The 18,857-nt window shown below is 51.8% G+C and carries 18 protein-coding genes; 13 read left to right on the plus strand and 5 right to left on the minus strand.

Translation table 11 applies throughout. The features are described 5' to 3' along the window. Positions 1-14 precede the first annotated feature (14 nt). Positions 15-2,345, plus strand: a complete 2,331-nt coding sequence (locus C508_RS0101135; RefSeq protein ID WP_156817550.1) for a flagellar hook-length control protein FliK — start codon at positions 15-17, stop codon at positions 2,343-2,345. Positions 2,346-2,495: 150 nt separating this feature from the next. Here C508_RS0101135 and C508_RS0101140 read toward each other — a convergent pair whose 3' ends face one another. Beyond that, positions 2,496-3,158: a ferredoxin-like domain-containing protein gene (locus C508_RS0101140; protein ID WP_018701689.1), complete on the minus strand. Its 663-nt coding sequence runs from the start codon at positions 3,156-3,158 to the stop codon at positions 2,496-2,498. A 145-nt stretch (positions 3,159-3,303) separates the two neighbouring features. On the opposite strand from C508_RS0101140, the gene gndA reads away from it, so the two are divergent. The 8 genes from gndA (at position 3,304) to C508_RS0101180 (ending at position 12,044) form a co-directional block, all read left to right on the plus strand. Beyond that, complete coding sequence (gene gndA / locus C508_RS0101145) at positions 3,304-4,704, plus strand: NADP-dependent phosphogluconate dehydrogenase (protein WP_018701690.1); 1,401 nt, start codon at positions 3,304-3,306, stop codon at positions 4,702-4,704. Positions 4,705-4,784: 80 nt separating this feature from the next. Continuing rightward, positions 4,785-5,600 (plus strand): NYN domain-containing protein, encoded by an 816-nt coding sequence (locus C508_RS0101150; protein ID WP_018701691.1) that lies wholly within the window; start codon positions 4,785-4,787, stop codon positions 5,598-5,600. 245 nt (positions 5,601-5,845) lie between these two features. Then, a complete protein-coding gene (locus tag C508_RS0101155; protein ID WP_018701692.1) occupies positions 5,846-7,762 on the plus strand; it encodes a sigma 54-interacting transcriptional regulator in 1,917 nt (638 codons plus the stop codon). Between the two features lie 95 nt (positions 7,763-7,857). Next, positions 7,858-8,502: a tRNA (guanosine(46)-N7)-methyltransferase TrmB gene (gene trmB / locus C508_RS0101160; protein ID WP_018701693.1), complete on the plus strand. Its 645-nt coding sequence runs from the start codon at positions 7,858-7,860 to the stop codon at positions 8,500-8,502. A 281-nt stretch (positions 8,503-8,783) separates the two neighbouring features. After that, positions 8,784-9,989: an FtsW/RodA/SpoVE family cell cycle protein gene (locus C508_RS0101165; protein WP_018701694.1), complete on the plus strand. Its 1,206-nt coding sequence runs from the start codon at positions 8,784-8,786 to the stop codon at positions 9,987-9,989. 27 nt (positions 9,990-10,016) lie between these two features. After that, a complete protein-coding gene (locus C508_RS0101170) occupies positions 10,017-11,360 on the plus strand; it encodes a right-handed parallel beta-helix repeat-containing protein (protein WP_018701695.1) in 1,344 nt (447 codons plus the stop codon). Between the two features lie 10 nt (positions 11,361-11,370). Beyond that, complete coding sequence (locus C508_RS0101175; RefSeq protein ID WP_018701696.1) at positions 11,371-11,760, plus strand: secondary thiamine-phosphate synthase enzyme YjbQ; 390 nt, start codon at positions 11,371-11,373, stop codon at positions 11,758-11,760. A 2-nt stretch (positions 11,761-11,762) separates the two neighbouring features. Then, positions 11,763-12,044 (plus strand): DUF503 domain-containing protein, encoded by a 282-nt coding sequence (locus C508_RS0101180; protein WP_018701697.1) that lies wholly within the window; start codon positions 11,763-11,765, stop codon positions 12,042-12,044. Positions 12,045-12,136: 92 nt separating this feature from the next. Here C508_RS0101180 and C508_RS0101185 read toward each other — a convergent pair whose 3' ends face one another. Next, positions 12,137-12,787: a flavodoxin family protein gene (locus tag C508_RS0101185; RefSeq protein ID WP_018701698.1), complete on the minus strand. Its 651-nt coding sequence runs from the start codon at positions 12,785-12,787 to the stop codon at positions 12,137-12,139. Between the two features lie 122 nt (positions 12,788-12,909). Between C508_RS0101185 and C508_RS0101190 the strand changes: the two genes are divergently transcribed. Continuing rightward, positions 12,910-13,320 carry a winged helix-turn-helix transcriptional regulator gene (locus C508_RS0101190; protein WP_018701699.1) on the plus strand — a complete coding sequence of 137 codons (411 nt, stop codon included), beginning with the start codon at positions 12,910-12,912 and terminating at the stop codon, positions 13,318-13,320. 76 nt (positions 13,321-13,396) lie between these two features. Here the strand turns inward: C508_RS0101190 and sdaAA are convergent, their stop codons facing one another. The 3 genes from sdaAA to C508_RS0101205 all read right to left on the minus strand — a co-directional run bounded on the left by sdaAA (position 13,397) and on the right by C508_RS0101205 (position 15,753). Continuing rightward, positions 13,397-14,269, minus strand: a complete 873-nt coding sequence (sdaAA, locus tag C508_RS0101195) for an L-serine ammonia-lyase, iron-sulfur-dependent, subunit alpha (protein WP_018701700.1) — start codon at positions 14,267-14,269, stop codon at positions 13,397-13,399. Between the two features lie 10 nt (positions 14,270-14,279). After that, positions 14,280-14,945, minus strand: a complete 666-nt coding sequence (gene sdaAB, locus C508_RS0101200; protein ID WP_018701701.1) for an L-serine ammonia-lyase, iron-sulfur-dependent subunit beta — start codon at positions 14,943-14,945, stop codon at positions 14,280-14,282. Between the two features lie 142 nt (positions 14,946-15,087). Next, on the minus strand, positions 15,088-15,753 hold the full coding sequence (locus C508_RS0101205) for a heparan-alpha-glucosaminide N-acetyltransferase (RefSeq protein ID WP_018701702.1): 666 nt from the start codon (positions 15,751-15,753) through the stop codon (positions 15,088-15,090). Positions 15,754-15,925: 172 nt separating this feature from the next. Here C508_RS0101205 and C508_RS20220 point away from each other — a divergent pair, with 172 nt between their 5' ends. From C508_RS20220 to ade, 3 genes are all read left to right on the plus strand, one after another. Next, a complete protein-coding gene (locus C508_RS20220) occupies positions 15,926-16,099 on the plus strand; it encodes a hypothetical protein (RefSeq protein WP_018701703.1) in 174 nt (57 codons plus the stop codon). Positions 16,100-16,258: 159 nt separating this feature from the next. Further along, entirely contained in the window at positions 16,259-17,020 is a 762-nt protein-coding gene (locus C508_RS0101215) for a polysaccharide deacetylase family protein (protein ID WP_018701704.1), read from the plus strand. 59 nt (positions 17,021-17,079) lie between these two features. Beyond that, a complete protein-coding gene (gene ade / locus C508_RS0101220) occupies positions 17,080-18,810 on the plus strand; it encodes an adenine deaminase (protein WP_018701705.1) in 1,731 nt (576 codons plus the stop codon). Positions 18,811-18,857 lie beyond the last annotated feature (47 nt).

Here is an 18,857-nt window from a genome sequence, read left to right on the forward strand (position 1 = left end):
GTACGATATAGTTCATGAATAGTTTGCATGGTTTGCAGCAGGTCGTAGGAAAGAGAGAGATTTCCATGGAAATTCGCAATTTACAAGGACTGATGCAGCATTGGCTGCCCCAGGTCAAAGGAAATACGGAAGCTACGCCTCCCAAGGCCGCTGCGGCACTGCAAGGGAGCGGTGTTAAAGTAGGCGCTGATGGTGTGGATATGCAGGCGGATGGAGAAATGAAGGCGGCTTTACAGCGGCTGCAAGGCGTTATGCAGGAACAGTTGAAAGATGTCTCGGAGTTGCCTGCGGAAGTGCGTAAAGTAGTGGAAGCCATCCTGGAGCAGTATACGCAGGCGCAAAAAGTCGTTCCTGAAGGAATTAACGCCATGCTGACATCCCCCCGGCAGGCGGCGGATTTATTGTCGCGTTTGGCGGAGGCGTTAAGTGAAGGCGCGACGCTTAAAGAAGAAGGCGGCGAAGCCGTTAAGCAATTGGTGGATCGATTGGTGAGCGCATTTAAGGATACCTTGCCTGCCTCACCGGGAGATCTGGCGGCGAAGCTGGCGTCGTTGGTTCAAGACATTAATGGACGGCAGGGGCCGTTGGATAAAGAATTAACGCAGTTGTTGCAGCAACTGACTGCTAAAATGCTTAGGGGAAATGGAACTGCAGGAAATGCTCCGGAAATAGGAGCGCCCATTACATCGGCTGCAGCGGCAACGGACGCGCTAAAGCAAATGGCGCAAAGCAACGAAGCGTTGCTGGCAGTGATGAAAGCGCTGACGCAAGAAGAAGGTATTGGAGCCGCCCTGCAGGAGGCTGGGAAAAATTCTCCGATGGCGCTGGCTAATGGGATGGATGCCGCTATGGCCAACGGAACGGCGGGGAGGACGGTGAGTCGTTCAGGTGTTGGTGAAGGACCTAGAGCGGTGTTGCAGCAGTTGGTTCAAGCGTTTCAGAGTCAACTGCCGGAAGAATTGCAAAGTCCCGGAATGCAAGGGCAGGTGTTGGAAGGAACCCGTTTATGGGCTTTGTTGAAGACCGTTGAAAGCGGTGCGACAGCAGGCTTGAACCGGCAGGAGTTCAAGGCGTCCGGCGAAACTTTTCGCCAACTGGCCGCCTGGTTAAACGGGGGGGCGCAAGGGGAAACGCCTGATTTGGGAGAGCTTTTTGGCTTGGTGCAGTTTTTGCCGGAAAGTTCCCAACAAAGTATATGGTCTTTGGCGAGGCAGCAAGGGTTGCCGGAGGTGTTGCGGCAGTGGGCGGCTTCGCTGGGAGATGGCGGCGGGAATCAGACGGATGTTCCGAAGGAACTGTCTTCTTTGCAGCAACGTATGGGCAACAGCAGTGATGCAGTTCGCATGGCTAACCTACTAAACGAGGCGGCGGATTGGCTGGAGGGGAATAGCAATCGTTCTTTAGCGGCTATGGGCCGTATGGTCAAACTCTTGCCGCCGGAAGTAGCTCGTTTGGTGCAACAGGTTTTGGCGCAGGATGGAGCGGCGGAGCAACTGCGCAATATGGGGAATTTGTTTACGCAGTTGTCTGAAGAAGCGCCTCAAAGTCAAACTCTTTTGTTTTTGCGTCAAGCCGGAGCGCAGGCGCCGGCCGGCGGCGCAGACGGTGCGGCGCAGACGGCGCAACGGCTTTTGGCTTTGATTAGTCAATTGGCCAGCCGTCAAGGACAAGCGGAAGGCGAGTTAACGCAGATACTTCAGCAATGGCAGGCTAAGGTTCAGGGAGATCCGGCGCAAACTTTGCTCTTGGAACGGGCTGTGCGTCAATTTGGCGCACAGGTGCCGCCGGATGTGGCCCAGACGGCGCTGAAAAGCAATATGCCGGATCTGCCGAGATTTTGGGTGCTCTTAAAAACTATGGAAGCAGGAGAATGGAACGAGCTTCCCGTGCAGGTACAGCGAAAGTCAGCCGAGGTGGTCCGTGAATTGGCTTCCTCCTTGCAACGGCCTGCTGTATGGGAGGCGGATGTCAAAACAGAGCACAGTTTGTTGACTTTTACGAACACCCTGCTCTTTAATCCTCAAGGAACGCCGTATCCCATGTATTGGCATGTATATCACCAGCAGAAACAAGACGCTCAAGGTCGCGATACGGGTGAGTTCGAAACCTGGCTGCGAGTATGCTTGGAAACGGAAAACATGGGAACTGTCGACGTGGTCTTTCGCTATTACGATGAGAAGGCGCTGGACGTGCGGCTGCGTTTCGAAGGCGAAGATAGCGCGGAGGCATTCCGGGAAGTGCTGCCGGAAGTGCGACAAGCTGTGGGAGAATTGCCTTTTGAGCTGGGAGATATATGGGTGAGCCGAGGCGGCAAAAAAGAAAATAAAGGAGCGGAAACGACGTAAGTCGTTTTCGCTCCTTTTGTTTAACATGCCAGAATGTATAAGCTTTTACGGATAGAGACACTAGGGGGATTAAGAGTTAGATGGCTCTGGGAAAATGGCGGCATGATTGTATTGGAGACAAGATTTACTCCGTTACTCTGAGTTCTGTTCCTACGACTTAGAAGCTAACGGTACAGCCTCAAAGAAAGCGTCCCAACCGACGCGCTCAATGGTTTGGCGCAGGCGTTCTTTTTCTTGGCCGTGCTGTTCGAAAAAATCAAGAATAGCGGCAGTTACTTGCAGACATTCATTAGCGGAAAGATTTTTGGCGGTTTCGCGGCCTACGATGGCTTGACGCCCTCCGTTACCGCCGAGCACGAGATGGAAGCCCTGGGCGTCAGCGTAAAAGCCGATGTCTTTAACGAAAACTTCTGCGCAGCAATTCGGGCAGCCGCTCAGACCGATGCGCACCTTGCCCGGCAAGGGACGGCCAAAGTGGAGCTTGTCCATCTCTAACCCCAGGGAAGTACTATCTTGACGAGCCATGGGACAATGAGGCTTGCCGGGACAGATGGTGACGCCGCGTACGGCTTTGGCGATGAAACTTTCTCCGTCTACCTCTAAAGCAGCAATGACTTTTTCGCCGTCAGCGATTTTGACGCCCAAGAGAGTAATGCTGTTGCCGACAATTTTAAGATCGGCTTGGTGGGTTTCGGCTGCGTCGGCGATAGCGCGCAACTGTGTCGGGGTTGTCAAACCGCCAGGGATATGGGGCGTTACAGGAAATTTTACGCGATTTTTGAGAAAAGGAAGCTGGCTGAGTAATTTGGACATAGTAAACCTCCCTCGTATGGTTGAAAATAACTGTAGCATATCATGTCCTGCCAAAGCTTGCTGTGAGATCAATCACAAAAAAGGTGTTTTAGGGGAAAAGGCGAAATAGTGGGTAAGTACATGCGGCAAAAGGGGGAGTGGCAAAATGAAGTATCAAATAGGCTTGATTGGCTTAGCGGTAATGGGGCAAAATCTGGCGCTGAATTTAGCGGGCAAAGGAGTACCGGTAGCCGTGTACAATCGGACGGCGGATAAGGTAGCGGCTCTTTTGGAGAAAGGAGCGGAGCTTCCTTTAGGCGGTGCGCCTTCCTTAGAAGAACTGGTCGGCATGTTGGAGCGTCCTCGACGCATTTTGCTGATGGTTAAAGCCGGCGAAGCGGTCGACTCCATGCTGAATCAACTGGCCCCTCTTTTGGATGAGGGCGATATCTTGATTGACGGGGGAAATTCGCATTATCGAGATACCCAGCGCCGGGAAGAGCAAATGGCTGATGTCGGAATTCGCTATTTGGGTTTGGGTGTTTCCGGCGGGGAAGAAGGAGCTCTGCGAGGCCCCAGTTTAATGGCTGGCGGAGATGCGTTGGCTTATGCGGCGGTAGCGCCTCTGTTAAAGCGCATGGCGGCGCAAGCGGATGACGGCACGCCTTGTTGTGCGTATTTTGGCGGCGGCGGCGCAGGTCATTTTGTAAAAATGGTTCATAACGGCATTGAATATGCAGATATGCAGTTGATTGCGGAAAGTTATTTTTATATGAAAGAAGCTTTGCATTTAGGGGAAGCGGAGCAGGCGGCGCTATTTGAAAAGTGGAACAAGGGCATTCTGAGTTCCTATCTTATTGAAATCACGGCGGCAGTGCTGCGGCGCAAGGATAAAGACACCGGCAAAGCGCTGGTGAATTTGATTTTGGACAAAGCGGCGCAAAAGGGGACAGGCCAGTGGACGAGTCAAGCGGCCTTGGAGCTGGGCGTACCGGTGCCAGCCATTACTGAAGCGGTTTTTGCCAGGTATTTATCTCAGTTGAAGGAAGAAAGAGTAATTGCGGCGCAGGAGCTTCCCGGTACGGGGACCTGGGCCATTGGGGACGGCGAAAATGCTGGACGACGTTTAAAAGAAGCATTGTTTTTGTCTAAACTTTGCTGTTATGCACAAGGTTTTGCTCTGCTGCAAGCCGCACGTCAAGCGTATGGCTGGGAAATGGACCTGTCGAAAGTGGCGTTGGTTTGGCGGGCTGGCTGCATTGTGCGGGCGCGTATTTTAGAAGATATCGCGGCTGTTTATCGGGAGCAGCCGGATTTGAAAAATTTGCTCTTGGCGCCTCGCTTTGTGACGGCTTTTGGCAGAGGCCAGCATGAATGGCGGCTGCTGGTAAGCGATGCCGTGGAGAGAGGGTTGGCGGTTCCGGTTATGGGGGCCTCATTGGCTTACTATGACGGATACCGGCGAGCGTTTTCACCGGCGAATCTGCTGCAGGCGCAACGTGATTATTTCGGTGCGCACACGTATGAACGCGTGGATCGTCCAGGATTTTTCCATACGGAATGGTAGCCGCTTTCCAGCTCCATAGCCTCGAAGGGTGTACTCTGGTATAATAGTTCCGGAAGGCACCAAAAGAGAGGAAGGCCGAAATGGGAATTAATGTTCTAACAAGTACGCTTCAGTGGCGGCGGCATCGGCAGCAGCGGGTAGCTGTGCTGTTTGACGCAGAAAATATACATTTGGACTTAGCGCGTTTTGCTTTAACCAAAGCGGCGGAGCTGGGCGAGGTTATTCTTTGTCGCGCGTATGCGGACTGGTCGCACCTGGATTTGACTCGCAGCGAATGGCGGAATTTTACCATGGAAAACGGCGTGTCAGTTGTGCATACGCCTGCCGGAACCAGCGGCAAAAATACGGCGGATATTGCTCTGGCGATTGAAGCGATGGAACTAGTATATCTAGGCAATGTGCATGCGCTTGTTATCGTTTCGAATGACTCTGATTTTCGGTTTCTGGCGTTGCGGGTGAGGGAAAAAGGGGTGCCGATCTACGGCGCCGGGCATATGCAGGTTAAAGAGAGTCTGCGTAGTGCCTATACCGCTTTTTTTGAAGCGCCGGATAAAAAAACTAAATCCGTGGCAACGCGGACGGTGCCGGAACTGGCCGGCCGCAGCAAAGAACGGCGAGAGCTTCGCACGGCGGTAGGAGAGCTTGCCGAGGAAGTACAGCGGCCTATGGCGCAGATTATTGATATGTATCTGCGACTCAAGGAAGAGACGAAGCAGGATTGGGTGGGCGGCTCCGTGCTAGGGCAGCGCCTTAAGGAAGAACTGGATGATTTTGCTTTGCCTGCTGGTCAAGGAAAACAGCTGTCCAAGTTTTTAAAGAAATATCCGCGGCTTTTTCGGCTGGAACGGCAGGGTACCTGTTTTTTGGTGAAAGTAGAATTAGCGAAAGAAAATTAAATCATACTACAGCCTGCGCTGCTAAGCGCAGGCTGCTCTTATGTATCTTTTCTTCTAAAATGTATAGTTTGTGGGGAAAAAACTGTAGGGATTTTTCCGGAAGTTACGAACTGACCTCTAATACGCTTGTATTTTTACAAAAAGTGCTGTACAATGTAAATTGTTAGATTTTTCCGCCATAAAAAAGCGGCTGTTTGTAAAGTAAGCAGTGCGCTTCGAGGAAGGCGTGAAATGGAGGAAAAGCCATGATCCGTGAAAAACGGAGTAAAGAAAAATTAGAAACCTATTACCGTAAATTTATGGAAGAAGGTATTATGGATGCCAATGTGCATCCCTATGTGGCGGAATCCTGGCAGAAAAGCCGTGATTGGAAAGTGGGCTCAGCTCGTTTAGAGGGGCTGCCTCGCCTTGGTAAAGAGGAGTTTCGTTTGCGCCAGGGGCGTCATCAGGCGGCCATTCAGTATGTAGACGAGTATTATCAAACGGTGCGGGAATTTTTTACGAATCACAATCTAAGCTTGCTTCTTTTGGATGAAGAATGCTATGTGCTGCGCAGCTATGCCATGCCTTTCTATCAAATTTCTACGATTGATACTCCAGGTACAAGACTGTCTCCCAAGGATATCGGCACCTCCAGCATTAGCATCGCTTATGAGCACCAAGTGCCGTTTTTGCTTTTTGGACCGGAAATGTGGATTCGAGAATGCCAAAACAGCGATGCTTGTTCCGCGCCGGTTATGGCGGGCGGGCGGATGCAGTACATTTTGGCGGTGGTCGCGGCGGACCGCGAGCCTTTGCCGTATGACGCACTAGTGTCTACCGTACTGGGCTTGAAATACGCTCTGGAAAGCTATTTGCAGGTGCAATATCGCTTGGCTTCGAAAAATGCGATTTTGGATGCGGCTTCTTTTGCAGTGTATCAGATTCAAGCCGGCGGGGAAGTGACCTATGCCAACCGGTTGGGTCAAAGCCGTCTGGGCGAGTTGGGCATTCAGGCCAGAGAAGACGAGCCGCCGAATTTGGAAAATGTCTTGTTAAACTACAAACATACGCCAATCTATAAAGGATTTCAGGGGATTCCGTCTTATAACAAGGCGGTTACCTGGATTACTAACAGCAAAACCTATGAAGATATTACCACCATTGTGCCGATGGAACGAGGGGAAGAGCAAGATGTCGGCAGCGTGGTTGCGTTGTCTTTGCCGATTGAAGACTTACGGACTCTAGTAGCCCATGCAGTAGGCTTTAGCGCCAGATATAATTTGTCCAGTATGGTGGGGCAGACGGTGAACTTTACGGCCATGAAAGACCGGGCGGCGCGATTGGCGCGCAATACGTACCATGTGATGCTGCAAGGCGAGCCTGGTTCCGGTAAGGAACGTTTGGCTCATGGCATGCACCAAGCCAGCCCGCGTGCGGCAGGACCGCTTATTTCCGTAAAATGCGGCGATTTGCCTTCGGAAGTGTTGGAAAACGAGCTTTTTGGTTTTGGCTCGCCTGAAGGAGACGGTCGTCCGGGCAAATTGGAATTAGCTAACGGCGGCACGCTGTTTTTGGACGAAATCGAAAAAATGCCGATGCAGGTGGCGCAACGGTTGTTTGCCGCCATGCAAACAGGAGTCTTCCATCGCAATGGAGAAACGATTTCCCGTTCCTTTGACGTGCGTTTGATTGCTTCTTGCGACAGCGATCTTAAGCGCTTAAGCGAACGAGGAGCTTTCTTGTACGAACTGTACGAAGTGTTGGCGAAGCATACCATCCGTATTCCGCCTCTGCGTTTGCGGCGGGAGGATATTCCGCTTATCGCCAGCCATATTATTCAAGAATTGGCGGAGCAGCATCATTTGCCGGAAAAAACATTCCGCGAAGATGCGATCGAAGCGCTCCTTAATTACGAATGGCCTGGCAATATCAAGCAATTGCAGGTGGCGGTGGAGCATGCGTTCTTCCATACGGAGAGCAATGAAATTCAGCCTGGCGACATTAAGATGGTGACCGAGCCGGCTTTTGGCAACGAGTGGAAAGAGGATCGGGCGGTCTTCGTCAAGGCTTGGCAGACGGCAGGCGGCAATATCAGCCGTTTGGCGAACATGCTGGATGTTAGCCGAGTGACGTTGTATCGATACTTGAAAAAGTACGGCTTGACCAAGAGCGGCAACTAAGCGCGCTTTTAGGGCAGATCAGGGTTGACAGGAGGAGTGGGCCATGGTATCCTCCTGTCAGCTCTCTTTTATTTATAAGCAATGGAGGAACGACGTTGAGACTGCGCAGAAAATCATGGATACCGGCGGCGTTGGATAATTTTAGCGATTGGCTGGTGCGCTTTGAAACCGGAGCGACCTATAAGGGGCGATGGACGGAGGCCTTTGGCAGGACTGCGCCATTGCATGTGGAAGTGGGAACAGGCAAAGGGCGTTTTGTCAGTCAAATGGCTTTGCGCGACAGCCATGTGAATTATCTGGGAATCGAGCGGGAGCTGGAGGTAATTTACTATGCTCTCGAAAAGGCCAAAGCGGCGGAGATTGGCAACTTACGTCTGATGGAAGCCGATGTAGCCCGTTTAGAAGAACTATTTGCGCCGGGGGAAATTGATCGTTTGTTTATTAATTTTTGCGATCCTTGGCCGAAAAAACGTCATGCCAAACGGCGGTTGACCCATGTCGATTTTTTGGCGTTGTACCGTCGCGTGGTTAAAAAGGGCGGGGAAATTCATTTTAAGACGGACAATCGGGGACTCTTTGATTTTTCCCTGGAGCAATTTGCTGAAGCTGGCTTGCCGGTGAAAGAAGTTACCTTTGATTTAGGGGCCGATGCAAGGCCGGATAATATCATGACGGAATACGAAGAAAAGTTTTCCGGCAAAGGCACGCCGATTTGTCGGTGTGTGGTGGTGCTGGAATAGCAAAAAAGCGGACGCTGCGGCGGCCGCTTTTTTTTATCCTGCAATTTAGCTGCGACAGGAGGGCTGGCGGGGGCATGGATAACGAACCGCGAAAGACGCGAAAAACGCGAAAAGGGGTTTCAATATTATGTGATAACCTCTTCGTACCCTCACTCTACTCCCTCTACTCCTGTTCAATTTCTCTTTTGTTTATAAATGTAGGCCTTAGGGCCGGAAGACGCGGAGCATTGTCTCTGTTATAATAAAAAGAGTATTTTTGGCTTCTTTGAAGGGGGTTGGGCATGAATATAATAGCTCGCCTTTGGCGTAATCATAATGAGGCGCTGTTGGTAATTTTACTAATGCTCCTTACCTTGGGGACGCTGAACGTATTCAGCGCCAGCTTTGTAACAGCCGGGCAGGAAATGAAAGACAGCTACTTCTTTTTTAAACGGCACTTGCTGTCACTGGCGGTTGGTATTTTTATTTTTTTTATGATGGCCAAGGTGAAATATCAAGGTAAGATGCGCCTTGGCGCAACCTTGTTTTGGATTGTCTGTATGGTGCTTTTGTTCTTAGTGCATGTTTCCGGCGTGACGGTTAACGGTTCGCGTCGCTGGCTGCGCTTGGCCTCGTTTACATTGCAGCCTTCCGAGCTGGCTAAGCTCGCGGCTGTCTTTTTGGCAGCGGCTTCTTTAGGGATTCAAACCAGACGAGGGCGGCTGACAAGTATTTTTTCTCCCGCTTTAGTGGCGGCAGCGGCATTGGCGCTTCCGGTTTATTTCCAACCGGACATGGGGACGGCGGCTCTAATTATCGCCTTGCCTTTAGTAATGCATTTGGTGGCTGGCGTCGCTGGTTGGCAATGGCTTGTGTTGCTTTTCCTTGGCGGTGTTGGTGTTACTAAGCTTGTTATGGCTGAAGGCTATCGGGCGGAGCGGATTGCCTCGTGGCTCAATCCGTGGCAGTACGCACAAGACCAGGGCTATCAGGCTGTGCAGGCTCTTTTGGCGATTGGGTCCGGAGGCATTACCGGTACTGGTCCTGGTCAAGGCATGGGCAAATTTTTCTATTTGCCTGAAGCGCATACCGATTTTGCTTTTGCCGTTTTTGCGCAGGAATGGGGCTTGGGCGGCGCTTGGTTTTTGATTTTTCTCTTTGTTCTGCTCTTGGTTTATGGAGGGCAGATTGTACGTAAGGCGCCGGATTCCTTGAGCCAGATGTTGGCGCTGGGCTGTCTGCTATTGATTGTGGGCCAAGCGGCAGGGAACCTGTTGATGGTATTGGGGGTGCTGCCGGTTATTGGCGTGCCATTGCCTTTTATCAGCTATGGGGGGACTTCGCTGATTGTGAATATGGCGGCGATGGGCTTGCTGTTGAATATCGGGCGTCAAATCGTGGCTGCCGAACATGCAGAGGAAAGAGAAACGGAGCAGCTCGAGATAGAAGGACAAGGCTTGAAGGAAAAACTGGAGCGCAAGCGACATTTGCGATTAGTGCGGCATTGAAGATACAGTATGCGAGGAGGCGGCAGTATGTCAAAATTAGCAGTCTTAAAAAAAGCTAAGCAAGAGATATTTCATGTAGCGCATCCCTTGGCGGCGGAGGCCCTTGAGGTTCGTAAAGCGTATTTACAGGGGCTGGCAGTAGCTGGCTTGGTAGATAAGGCTTTGACTCCGCAGGAAAGTTCTTTTTTGGAGTTGTCCGCTTTAGCGTTGGGGTTGGAAAGCTCTGATCTTGTAGCTGCGCAAGAAGCGGCAGAAGCGATCGAAGGGGAAGCGCTAGCCAAGTTGTTGGGTATGCTTAGCGGTGAAGATTTGAGTACCGCTTTTTTGATTGAAGCGCATCTTTTGGCGTTTGTCGATGGAGAGCCGGTCAATGAAGAAAAGGAAGGCTTGGATTTGCTGAGCGATATGCTGCGAGTGCCCTTGCCGGTATTTCGATTTGTACAGGAATTTGCGCTAGCGGTTCAGCGTAAGCAAGGGAAACAGGCCCAGACTGCCCTGGAGAATGCGTATAAGAATGGGATGGATCCGTCTTTCTTGCTGTTGCGGTATTTTTGGCCGGAACTGGCGTACCAGGAAGAGATGGGCGGCTTTGTGGTGCCGGCAGGCGTGGTGCGACGTATTATGCGGCCTACTAAGCTGACTGGGCCGGTGCGAGTGGAAGCTGGCGGTGAACTGGTCATTGGCGCAGTACCTATTGTTCTTGATGGTCCAGGAGCGGGCTTGACCGTTCAAGGCGGCAGCCTTTCCATGAAAGGGACAACCCTGGAAGCTGGCGGCGTTTGCGAATCCAGCATGCTGGTCTTGCGTCAATGCTTGCGCATTAAGCTGGAAGGCGTTACCTTTGAAGCTAGAGGCAGAGCGCGGGCCATTTATCAGGAAGGCGGGCTATTGCATTTGTTTTCTTGCCGCATTTTGGATGGGCGAGGCGGAGACGGGGGCGCGATTCATGCGGCGCTGCAAGCGTCGGTGCGACTGAAGGATTGTCAAGTTCGTCGCTGTCGGGCCAAGGAAACGGGCGGAGCCTTATATATGCTGCGCGGTGCGCAGATGTTGCTGCAACATACGGAATTTGAAGATTGTGAAGGCCCGGAAGGCGGCGGAGCGATTGCGGTGCAAGGGTCTATGCAGCTTACGCTGGAGCATTGCCGATTCCTTGATTGTCGTACAGCGCAGCGAGGCGGCGCTGTTTGGAAGGATAATACGGAGCCTATGGAGCAGACTTTTGTGCGGCACTGTTATTTCGAGGATTGCGCTTCGGTGCAAGTGGAAAACGCTGGGGGAGCCTTGGACTTATATTATCTGGGGGCGCCTCCTGTGCTGGATTCCTTGAATTTTGTCAATTGCTGGCCGGAAACCGTGCGGCAGCGGTAAGGAGAGCGCCATGTATCAATACAGTCTGGATACGCCCCAAGAAGGCTTTGTGGATATTACCGGGCAGGTGCAAAAAGCAGTGCGTGAAAGCGGCGTAAGCGAAGGAACGGCGATGATCTTTGTGCCTCATACGACGGCGGCGGTAACCGTTAATGAAAACGCTGATCCTGATGTACTGCACGATCTGCGCTTGGCGCTAGCGGCATTGGTCCCCAAGCTGCCCTATCGTCACGGCGAAGGGAATTCTCCGGCGCATCTGAAAAGCAGTCTTTTTGGCTGCAGCCAGCTAGTGCCTATTTTTAACGGCAAGTTGGCGCTAGGTACTTGGCAGGGGATCTACTTTTGCGAATTTGACGGACCGCGGCGGCGCAACTTCCAGGTCGTCGTACAAGGGAGCTAACGATGTATGTGGCTGTATGCAGTTTGGAATTGTTCATTCCTCAAGCCGCTTCCCGCAAAGATCGTCGCCAGGCGGTAAAAAGCTTGGTGGAACGAATCCGGGCGCGCACAGGCGCTTCCGTGGCCGAAGTAGACGGCCAAGAAACCTGGCAGCGGGCAACCTTGGGCGTGGCTATGGTTAGCGGCGAAAAGGCATTTTTGGATAAGCAGGTTCAGCAGGTGCGCCGTTTGGCGGAAGATCAGCTTGAAGCGGAATTAGCTTGGTTTAGCGTAGAGTATTATTGAAACCGGATACAGTGAGCGGAAAAGGGCTGTGGAAATCGTAGCAATGCGATTTCCACAGCCCTTTTGTTTTGCAGACTAGTCTGATTCGGTCTTTATTCCTTGGTTTCAAAGGCTCGTTTGCCTAGGGCAAAGGCTTTTTTGCAGTCTCCCGGAAAAACCTCGTCGCGCTGTTTGGCTTTTGCAGTTTCGTCCCAGGCCGTAGAGACATAATTAGCATAGTCGGGAAACTGGTACGTATCATAGACATAAAGCGATTCTGTAGCGCCGAAGATTCTGGCAAAGTATTTTTCCATGGTTCCTAAGGTTTTCGAATAGCCCCATTCGGCGGCTCGTTCTTCTGTTACGTTCATCGTGTAAATAAAACTGACTTTTTTCTTCTTAGCCGCTAGGGAAGAATAGTCTTTGTCATATACTAGATACTGGAAAAGAGTGCGTTCCATGAAGGAGCGTACTTCGCCAGAGACATTGCCAAAATAAATAGGCGAGCCAAGGATGAGAGCGTCCGCCTTTTCGATTTTTTCTAAAACGGAACTTAAATCATCTTGATAAGCGCATTTGCCATAGCTCTTACCGTCTTTTCGCTTGCAGGCGAAACAGCTTATACAGCCTTTGAAGTTGAGGTCGTATAAATGGATGAGCTCGGTTTGCGCCCCCTGCGCAGCGGCTCCTTCTAAGGCGTTGTTGAGCAAGGTGGCGGTATTCCAATTTTTCCGCGGACTACCATTGATCGCCAGTACGTACATAGTTAATTCCTTCTTTCTTCTTCTTGCTTCTCTTGTTACAATTACTATAGCATAAAGGCAAAAATGAACAAGTATGCAGTTTTTTCTGTTCTAGTATAAAAAAGATACTAAAAGGAGAAAGTATGAAGAATCAGCAAGACTATGATGTGAAGCTTCCAGCCTCGAACATCTATGAAACAAAGTGTCCGATTATCTATGCGCTGGACTTAATCGGGCAGAAATGGAAGCTGCCCATTCTTTGGTATTTGTTTCAAAAGGATGTTACAAGATACAATGAGCTGAAGCGCAGTGTTAAAGGAATTACAAACATGATGCTTACCAAATCCTTGCAAGAATTGGAAGGTCATGGTCTGGTAAAGCGAGTTCAGTATGCGACCATTCCTCCGAAGGTGGAATATTCCTTAACTGAGCGGGGGCGGGCTTTGATCCCCGCGTTGGACGCCCTATACGCTTGGGGCCAAGAGCAGCTTGAACTGAACAGGCAAGATGCGGGTTTTAACGAACCAGAGAACCGGAGTGCCTGGGGGAGATGACTGAGGCTAGGGTAGATATGGAAAAAGATGCTTCCAGGTGTGGCCTGGAGGCATCTTTTTATTGTTTTATTAGTCTTCAGCGTTTTTTGCCCAAAATGGCTTCCGCCCAGGCTAGACCGCTGGGCGTAGTAGCTAAGCCGCCTTGGGCGGTTTCGCGCAGAGAACAGGGCAGCTGTGCGCCGATGCGTCCCATGGTGTCAATGACCTCGTCCGGGGGGATGACGCTGGCGATGTCCGCTAAAGCTAGCTCTGCCGCCGCTAAGGCATTGGCAGCCGCTCCGGCGTTGCGTTTGACGCAAGGTACTTCCACCAGACCGGCAACTGGATCGCAAACAAGGCCCAGCATGTTTTTTAAAGCAATGGCTACGGCGTGGCCGACTTGACGCGGAGACCCGCCGAGGGCGTCAACCGCCGCGCCTGCCGCCATGGCCGCCGCGCTGCCGCATTCGGCCTGACAGCCTCCGGTGGCTCCGGCCAAAGTGGCCCGTGAGGCGATGACCAAACCAATGCTGCCGGCTGTAATTAAGGCTTTGGCTAGCTGAGTCCTGGTAACGCCATGTTCTTCATGGAGGGTGAAAAGCAAAGCGGGAAGTACGCCGCTGGCGCCGGCGGTCGGTGCGGCGACAATGCGTCCCATGGCGGCATTAGCTTCTCCTACGGCCAAAGCGTACATCAAAGCCTTGCGTAAAGGGGCGCCAGCACAAGAAGGCGTTGGCTGCTCTAAGCGGCAGCTATCGCCGCCGACAAGCCCGCCGACGGAGCGGATACCGCTGAGACCGGTATCAATGGAGGCGCGCATGACATCCAGCAGTTCACTGCTGCGTAATAGCAAGTCTGCTTCGCTGCAGTCCAACTGCCGGCTTTGCCGGCTCAAGCACCAATCTCCAAAAGAAAGCGCGTTTTCCTCGGCTTCCATGAGCCAGGTTGTTAACGAAAGTTTTCTTGGCATAGTTATCCTCCTAAGATAAGGGATCGATGCGGCGTACGGCATCCACTAACGATAAAGCGCTTAATGCGTGAAGTACGTTGTCATTGATGGGTTGATCGGTCTCCAATACCATAAGGGCGGTAGAGCCTTTTTGCTGGCGGGAAACGCGCATGGCCGCGATATTGACATTTTGTTCAAAAAGCACCGTGGTAACCTGTGAAATAGCCCCGGGACGATCCGGATGTATGACAAGCAAAGTCGGCAATTCGCCGCCCATTTCCAGAGCGAAACCGTCGATATCGGTGATTTGCACGCGGCCGCCGCCGATAGAACAGCCGGTAACGCAAGAATGCTGGCCGGAAAGGCCGGTTAATTCCAAGCGGGCCGTATTTGGATGCGCCTGCTCGCCTAAATCAATGAGCTGAAAAGAAAAATCCAGGCCAGCTTCGCCGGCATAGCGAAAAGAATCGGGAATGCGGGCGTCATCGGGAGGCCAGTCTAACAGTCCGGCTACAAGGGCTACATCGGTGCCATGCCCCTTATGGGTCTGGGCAAAAGATCCATGCAAGCCGATCACTGCATGAGTGGCCTGCTCTCCCAATACAAGGCGGGCCAGGCGGCCCAAGCGTACGGCTCCGGCTGTATGAGAGCTGGAAGGCCCGATCATGACGGGTCCTAAAACATCAAATAAATTCATGAGGCAACCTCCTTGAAAGTCTCAAATGTAATCATTACCGCTGTAATCCTTAGTCTTGTCCTCCGATTCTCACCGCGACTCTTGTTAAAGTCAGCTTCTTCGTACCCTCCATTTACTGCCTCTACTCCTGTTCAAAATCCCGTTATTTATGCAAGAGCGTGAGCAAAGCTACCAGCAGCGGCTGATGGAGCAGATAAATTGCCAGCGTATGCCGTCCAAACCACAAAAAACGAGAGGCGCCTGGCGGCTGCGGCAGCAAGGAACGCCGTTCGATATATACTATCCGCCCGGCTACGTGGCCTGCCGCAAACAAACCATACCAGGGAAACAGCGGATAATAATCAAGAGTTGTGAATACAGGCGGCGTGATGCCGAACGGCAAAAGCCAAGACGTGGAGGCGAAAGCAGGTAAGAAGGAGGGCAATGCCGCAGCGCTCGCAGCAAGAGCTGCCGCGTAAGCGAGCGGCAACCGGCGCAGGCCGGGCGTGGTCAGTATCGAGACGCCTAAAAGGTGTAAAATGCCGAAGCGGACATAGGTGTCTGGATCCCACCACCAAGTGCCTGCGGATACGGCGGCTGCGGCTAATAAAATGCGCAGACCGTGGCGCAGAGACGAGCGGCTGAGAGTGGAAGAAACGCCTGCCAGTAAAATAAAGCTTACTGCGGCAAAAACGCCTGTAAAACGCCAAAAGCCTTGATGATAATCAATAGGGTATGAGAAAAGATCCCGCAGATCTACTGAAATATGGAAGAAAATCATGAAGCAAAGCGCGGTGGAGCGCCAAGCGTCAATTTCCCAGATGCGCATAGACACCTTCCTTGCAAAATACGACAAAAACAGACAACATGTATACAGAATAACATATAGAAATAGTTGATTTTTAGTTGAATGAATCTTATAATAAAACTAAGAAAAGTGAAACGCTTCACGTGAAGCCTTTCACTATAAGGAGCGGTAACAAGAGGAAGGAGTGTTCGGTATGAAACTACTGTTGAGAGTGTTCGCAACGTTGTTTTTCGCCATTATTAGCCCTCTTTACGTTCTCTATCTGTTCGTTAGTTTCCTGCTTTCGCCGGTCATGTATGTTCTTTCCGGGCTAGGACACCTGCTGCGCGGGCATCATGGTCCTAAGCACAGCGTTAAAGAATGCTGAGGAACGGGGCGCGGCTGAAAAAGCGCTCAGACGAAGGCTGAACGGAGTCTCAGAGAAAATGAGGCTCCGTTTTGCATTTGCAGAGAGCCATTGCGCCGCAAGGGGAAGCAGTGGTAAAATAAAAGGAAACTATGATTTCAAAATAAAGAGGTGTCCCGCATGCTTTCACGCCGCCGCTTTTTGCAGATGTGTGGTGTATCATTAGCCGCCATGGCGGTAGGAGTTCCTGTTGTTGCCGCCGCAGGCTCCATACCGGTGCTTTTGTATCATCGGATTGGAGATTCGGACGATAAGATTACGGCGAAGACGCAACGCTTTGTTGAAGATCTTGATTTTCTGCAAAAACAGGGATTTAACACCATTAGTTTAAAACAATTTGATCAGGCGGTTTCCGGCAAACGAGATCAATTGCCGGATAATCCTGTGCTGATTACCTTTGACGACGGCTATGCAGATAATTACGAGCATGCGTTTCCAGAATTGCAAAAGAGGGGTATGACAGCTGCCTTCTTTATTATCAGCGATTTTGTCGGGCAAACGGAACGTGTTACTTGGCCGCAAATTCAGGAAATGAAAAAGTATGGTATGGGTATTGGCTCGCATACCTTAAGTCATCGTTTCCTCAATGAACTTCCAGAAAAAGAAGCTATTTTGGAAGTGGAAAAGTCCAAATTCCATATTGAAAATTGGCTGGGCTCTCCCGTGCGTTTCATCGCCTTTCCTGGAGGCTTTTATACGTCGCCTATTTTGGATGCGGTAAAACGCGCTGGTTACTGCGGCGCCTTTTCCGTGCATTACGGGCTTTATCAAGAAGGGGATGTTCCCTATACGATTAAACGCATACCGGTCTTTGCCAAGGATCAGCCGTTATGGTACATTTTGGCGAAACGAGGTCTGCTGCCGCAGATTCTGCCGGTTTAATGTTGAGTTTTCCACCCGCGGGCTTTTGGTCTCGGGTGGTTTTTTTATAAGGAGGGTATATGGACGAAAAAAATATGCAGCGGCTGCTGGCGGCGGCATCTGGACGAGAAGACGCGGATGTCGTTTTAAAGAGTGCGCAAGTTTTCAATGTATTTACCGGTGAGTTTGAAGCTGGCGACGTAGCTCTTTGCGGTGCGTATATTGCCGGTGTTGGAAAGTATAAGGGCAAACGGGAGATCGACTTGGCTGGAAGGTATGTTACCCCTGGTTTTATTGACGGGCATATGCACTTGGAAAGCTCGATGGTGACACCAGGCGAGTTTGCCAGGGCGGTAGTGCCTCAAGGGACGACGGCAGTTGTTGCGGATCCTCACGAAATCGCCAATGTGAGCGGCTTGGCGGGTATTGAATACTTACTGGCGGCTTCAGAGGGATTGCCTTGCAGTGTTTATGTAATGCTACCGTCTTGCGTGCCGGCGACGCACTTGGAGACAGCGGGGGCGAGGCTGGAAGCGGAGGACCTGGCCACGTTGGCCAAGCATCCGCGGGTACTGGGGCTGGGGGAAGTGATGAACTATCCGGCAGTGGTGCAAGGCGAAGAGTCTATGCTGCGCAAACTGCGGCTTTTCGAAGGCAGACCCGTGGACGGACATGCGCCCGGCTTAAGCGGTTTGGCGCTCAATGCCTATGCGGCGGCAGGCATCCATTCGGATCATGAGTGCGCTACAGCGGAGGAAGGCAAAGCTCGTTTGGCTCGTGGGCTGCATTTAATGTTGCGTGAAGGCTCGGCAGCGCATAATTTACTGGATTTATTGCCGGCAGTGAACGCGCAGACGCTATCGCGCTGTCTTTTTGTTACGGATGATCGGCATCCGGCGGATTTGCTCCAGCAGGGTCATGTCAATCATTTGGTGCGCCTAGCGGTGGAGGCGGGAATTAAACCTGCCTGGGCTTTGCAAATGGCGTCGTGGAATGTGGCGCAATATTTTCGTCTGCCCCGCCTTGGGGCGGTGGCTCCAGGGTACCAGGCGGATTTGCTGGTTTTCGAAGATCTCGTTTCCTGGCGGCCTGCGCAGGTGTGGAAACAAGGGCGGATGGCGGCGGAAAAAGGAAAGCCTTTGTTTACCGCAGTTCAGACAGAGGCTGCGGCGGTGCGGCAAACAGTGCGGTTGGCGTCGCTGGAGTCGGCAAATTTGCAGGTGCCAGCGTACGGGAAAAAAGCTCGGGTCATTGACTTAGTGCCGGGGCAAATTGTAACCGGAGGCAGTGAAGTGGCTCTTCCGGTAAAAGAGGGCTGTTTTACGGCCGATACTGCGCAAGATGTGGTGAGGCTTTCTGTATGGGAACGGCATCAGGGCAGTGGTCGTATTGGCTCGGGCTTTCTGCGCGGTTTAGGGCTTCGCAAGGGGGCGCTGGCATCGACGGTGGCTCATGATTCGCACAACTTGATTGTGACGGGCGTTAGCGAAAGGGATATGCTGGTCGCAGCTCGGGAAGTGCAGCGCTTGGGCGGCGGCTTAGCGGCTGTAGCGGACGGAGAGGTAGTGGCCTCTTTGGCTTTGCCCTTGGGGGGCTTGCTGTCGGAGCAGCCGTTAGAGGAAGTACAACGGCAGTTGGAGACGCTGCACGAGGCGGCTCGTTCGCTAGGAGTAAAGCAGGAGCATGATCCCTTTATGACCCTCGCGTTCTTGAGCCTGCCTGTGATTCCCCGTTGGAAGTTAACTGATCTAGGATTGGTTGATGTAGATCGTTTTCAAATTGTGCCTGTTTCTCTTACGGCTGCGGAGTAAGTATTCCATATTCTTTTTGAGCTCCTGCTTTATTTGTAAAAATAAAG

The organism is Anaeromusa acidaminophila DSM 3853, assembly GCF_000374545.1.
Taxonomy (GTDB): Bacteria; Bacillota; Negativicutes; order Anaeromusales; family Anaeromusaceae; genus Anaeromusa; species Anaeromusa acidaminophila.

What these genes read in the sequence shown, in the direction of transcription:
- C508_RS0101135 (WP_156817550.1), top strand. Translation starts at nt 15, where the DNA reads ATGAATAGTTTGCATGGTTTGCAGCAGGTCGTAGGAAAGAGAGAGATT.
- C508_RS0101140 (WP_018701689.1), bottom strand. Translation starts at nt 3,158, where the DNA reads ATGTCCAAATTACTCAGCCAGCTTCCTTTTCTCAAAAATCGCGTAAAA.
- gndA (WP_018701690.1), top strand. Translation starts at nt 3,304, where the DNA reads ATGAAGTATCAAATAGGCTTGATTGGCTTAGCGGTAATGGGGCAAAAT.
- C508_RS0101150 (WP_018701691.1), top strand. Translation starts at nt 4,785, where the DNA reads ATGGGAATTAATGTTCTAACAAGTACGCTTCAGTGGCGGCGGCATCGG.
- C508_RS0101155 (WP_018701692.1), top strand. Translation starts at nt 5,846, where the DNA reads ATGATCCGTGAAAAACGGAGTAAAGAAAAATTAGAAACCTATTACCGT.
- C508_RS0101165 (WP_018701694.1), top strand. Translation starts at nt 8,784, where the DNA reads ATGAATATAATAGCTCGCCTTTGGCGTAATCATAATGAGGCGCTGTTG.
- C508_RS0101170 (WP_018701695.1), top strand. Translation starts at nt 10,017, where the DNA reads ATGTCAAAATTAGCAGTCTTAAAAAAAGCTAAGCAAGAGATATTTCAT.
- C508_RS0101175 (WP_018701696.1), top strand. Translation starts at nt 11,371, where the DNA reads ATGTATCAATACAGTCTGGATACGCCCCAAGAAGGCTTTGTGGATATT.
- C508_RS0101180 (WP_018701697.1), top strand. Translation starts at nt 11,763, where the DNA reads ATGTATGTGGCTGTATGCAGTTTGGAATTGTTCATTCCTCAAGCCGCT.
- C508_RS0101185 (WP_018701698.1), bottom strand. Translation starts at nt 12,787, where the DNA reads ATGTACGTACTGGCGATCAATGGTAGTCCGCGGAAAAATTGGAATACC.
- C508_RS0101190 (WP_018701699.1), top strand. Translation starts at nt 12,910, where the DNA reads ATGAAGAATCAGCAAGACTATGATGTGAAGCTTCCAGCCTCGAACATC.
- sdaAA (WP_018701700.1), bottom strand. Translation starts at nt 14,269, where the DNA reads ATGCCAAGAAAACTTTCGTTAACAACCTGGCTCATGGAAGCCGAGGAA.
- sdaAB (WP_018701701.1), bottom strand. Translation starts at nt 14,945, where the DNA reads ATGAATTTATTTGATGTTTTAGGACCCGTCATGATCGGGCCTTCCAGC.
- C508_RS0101205 (WP_018701702.1), bottom strand. Translation starts at nt 15,753, where the DNA reads ATGCGCATCTGGGAAATTGACGCTTGGCGCTCCACCGCGCTTTGCTTC.
- C508_RS20220 (WP_018701703.1), top strand. Translation starts at nt 15,926, where the DNA reads ATGAAACTACTGTTGAGAGTGTTCGCAACGTTGTTTTTCGCCATTATT.
- C508_RS0101215 (WP_018701704.1), top strand. Translation starts at nt 16,259, where the DNA reads ATGCTTTCACGCCGCCGCTTTTTGCAGATGTGTGGTGTATCATTAGCC.
- ade (WP_018701705.1), top strand. Translation starts at nt 17,080, where the DNA reads ATGGACGAAAAAAATATGCAGCGGCTGCTGGCGGCGGCATCTGGACGA.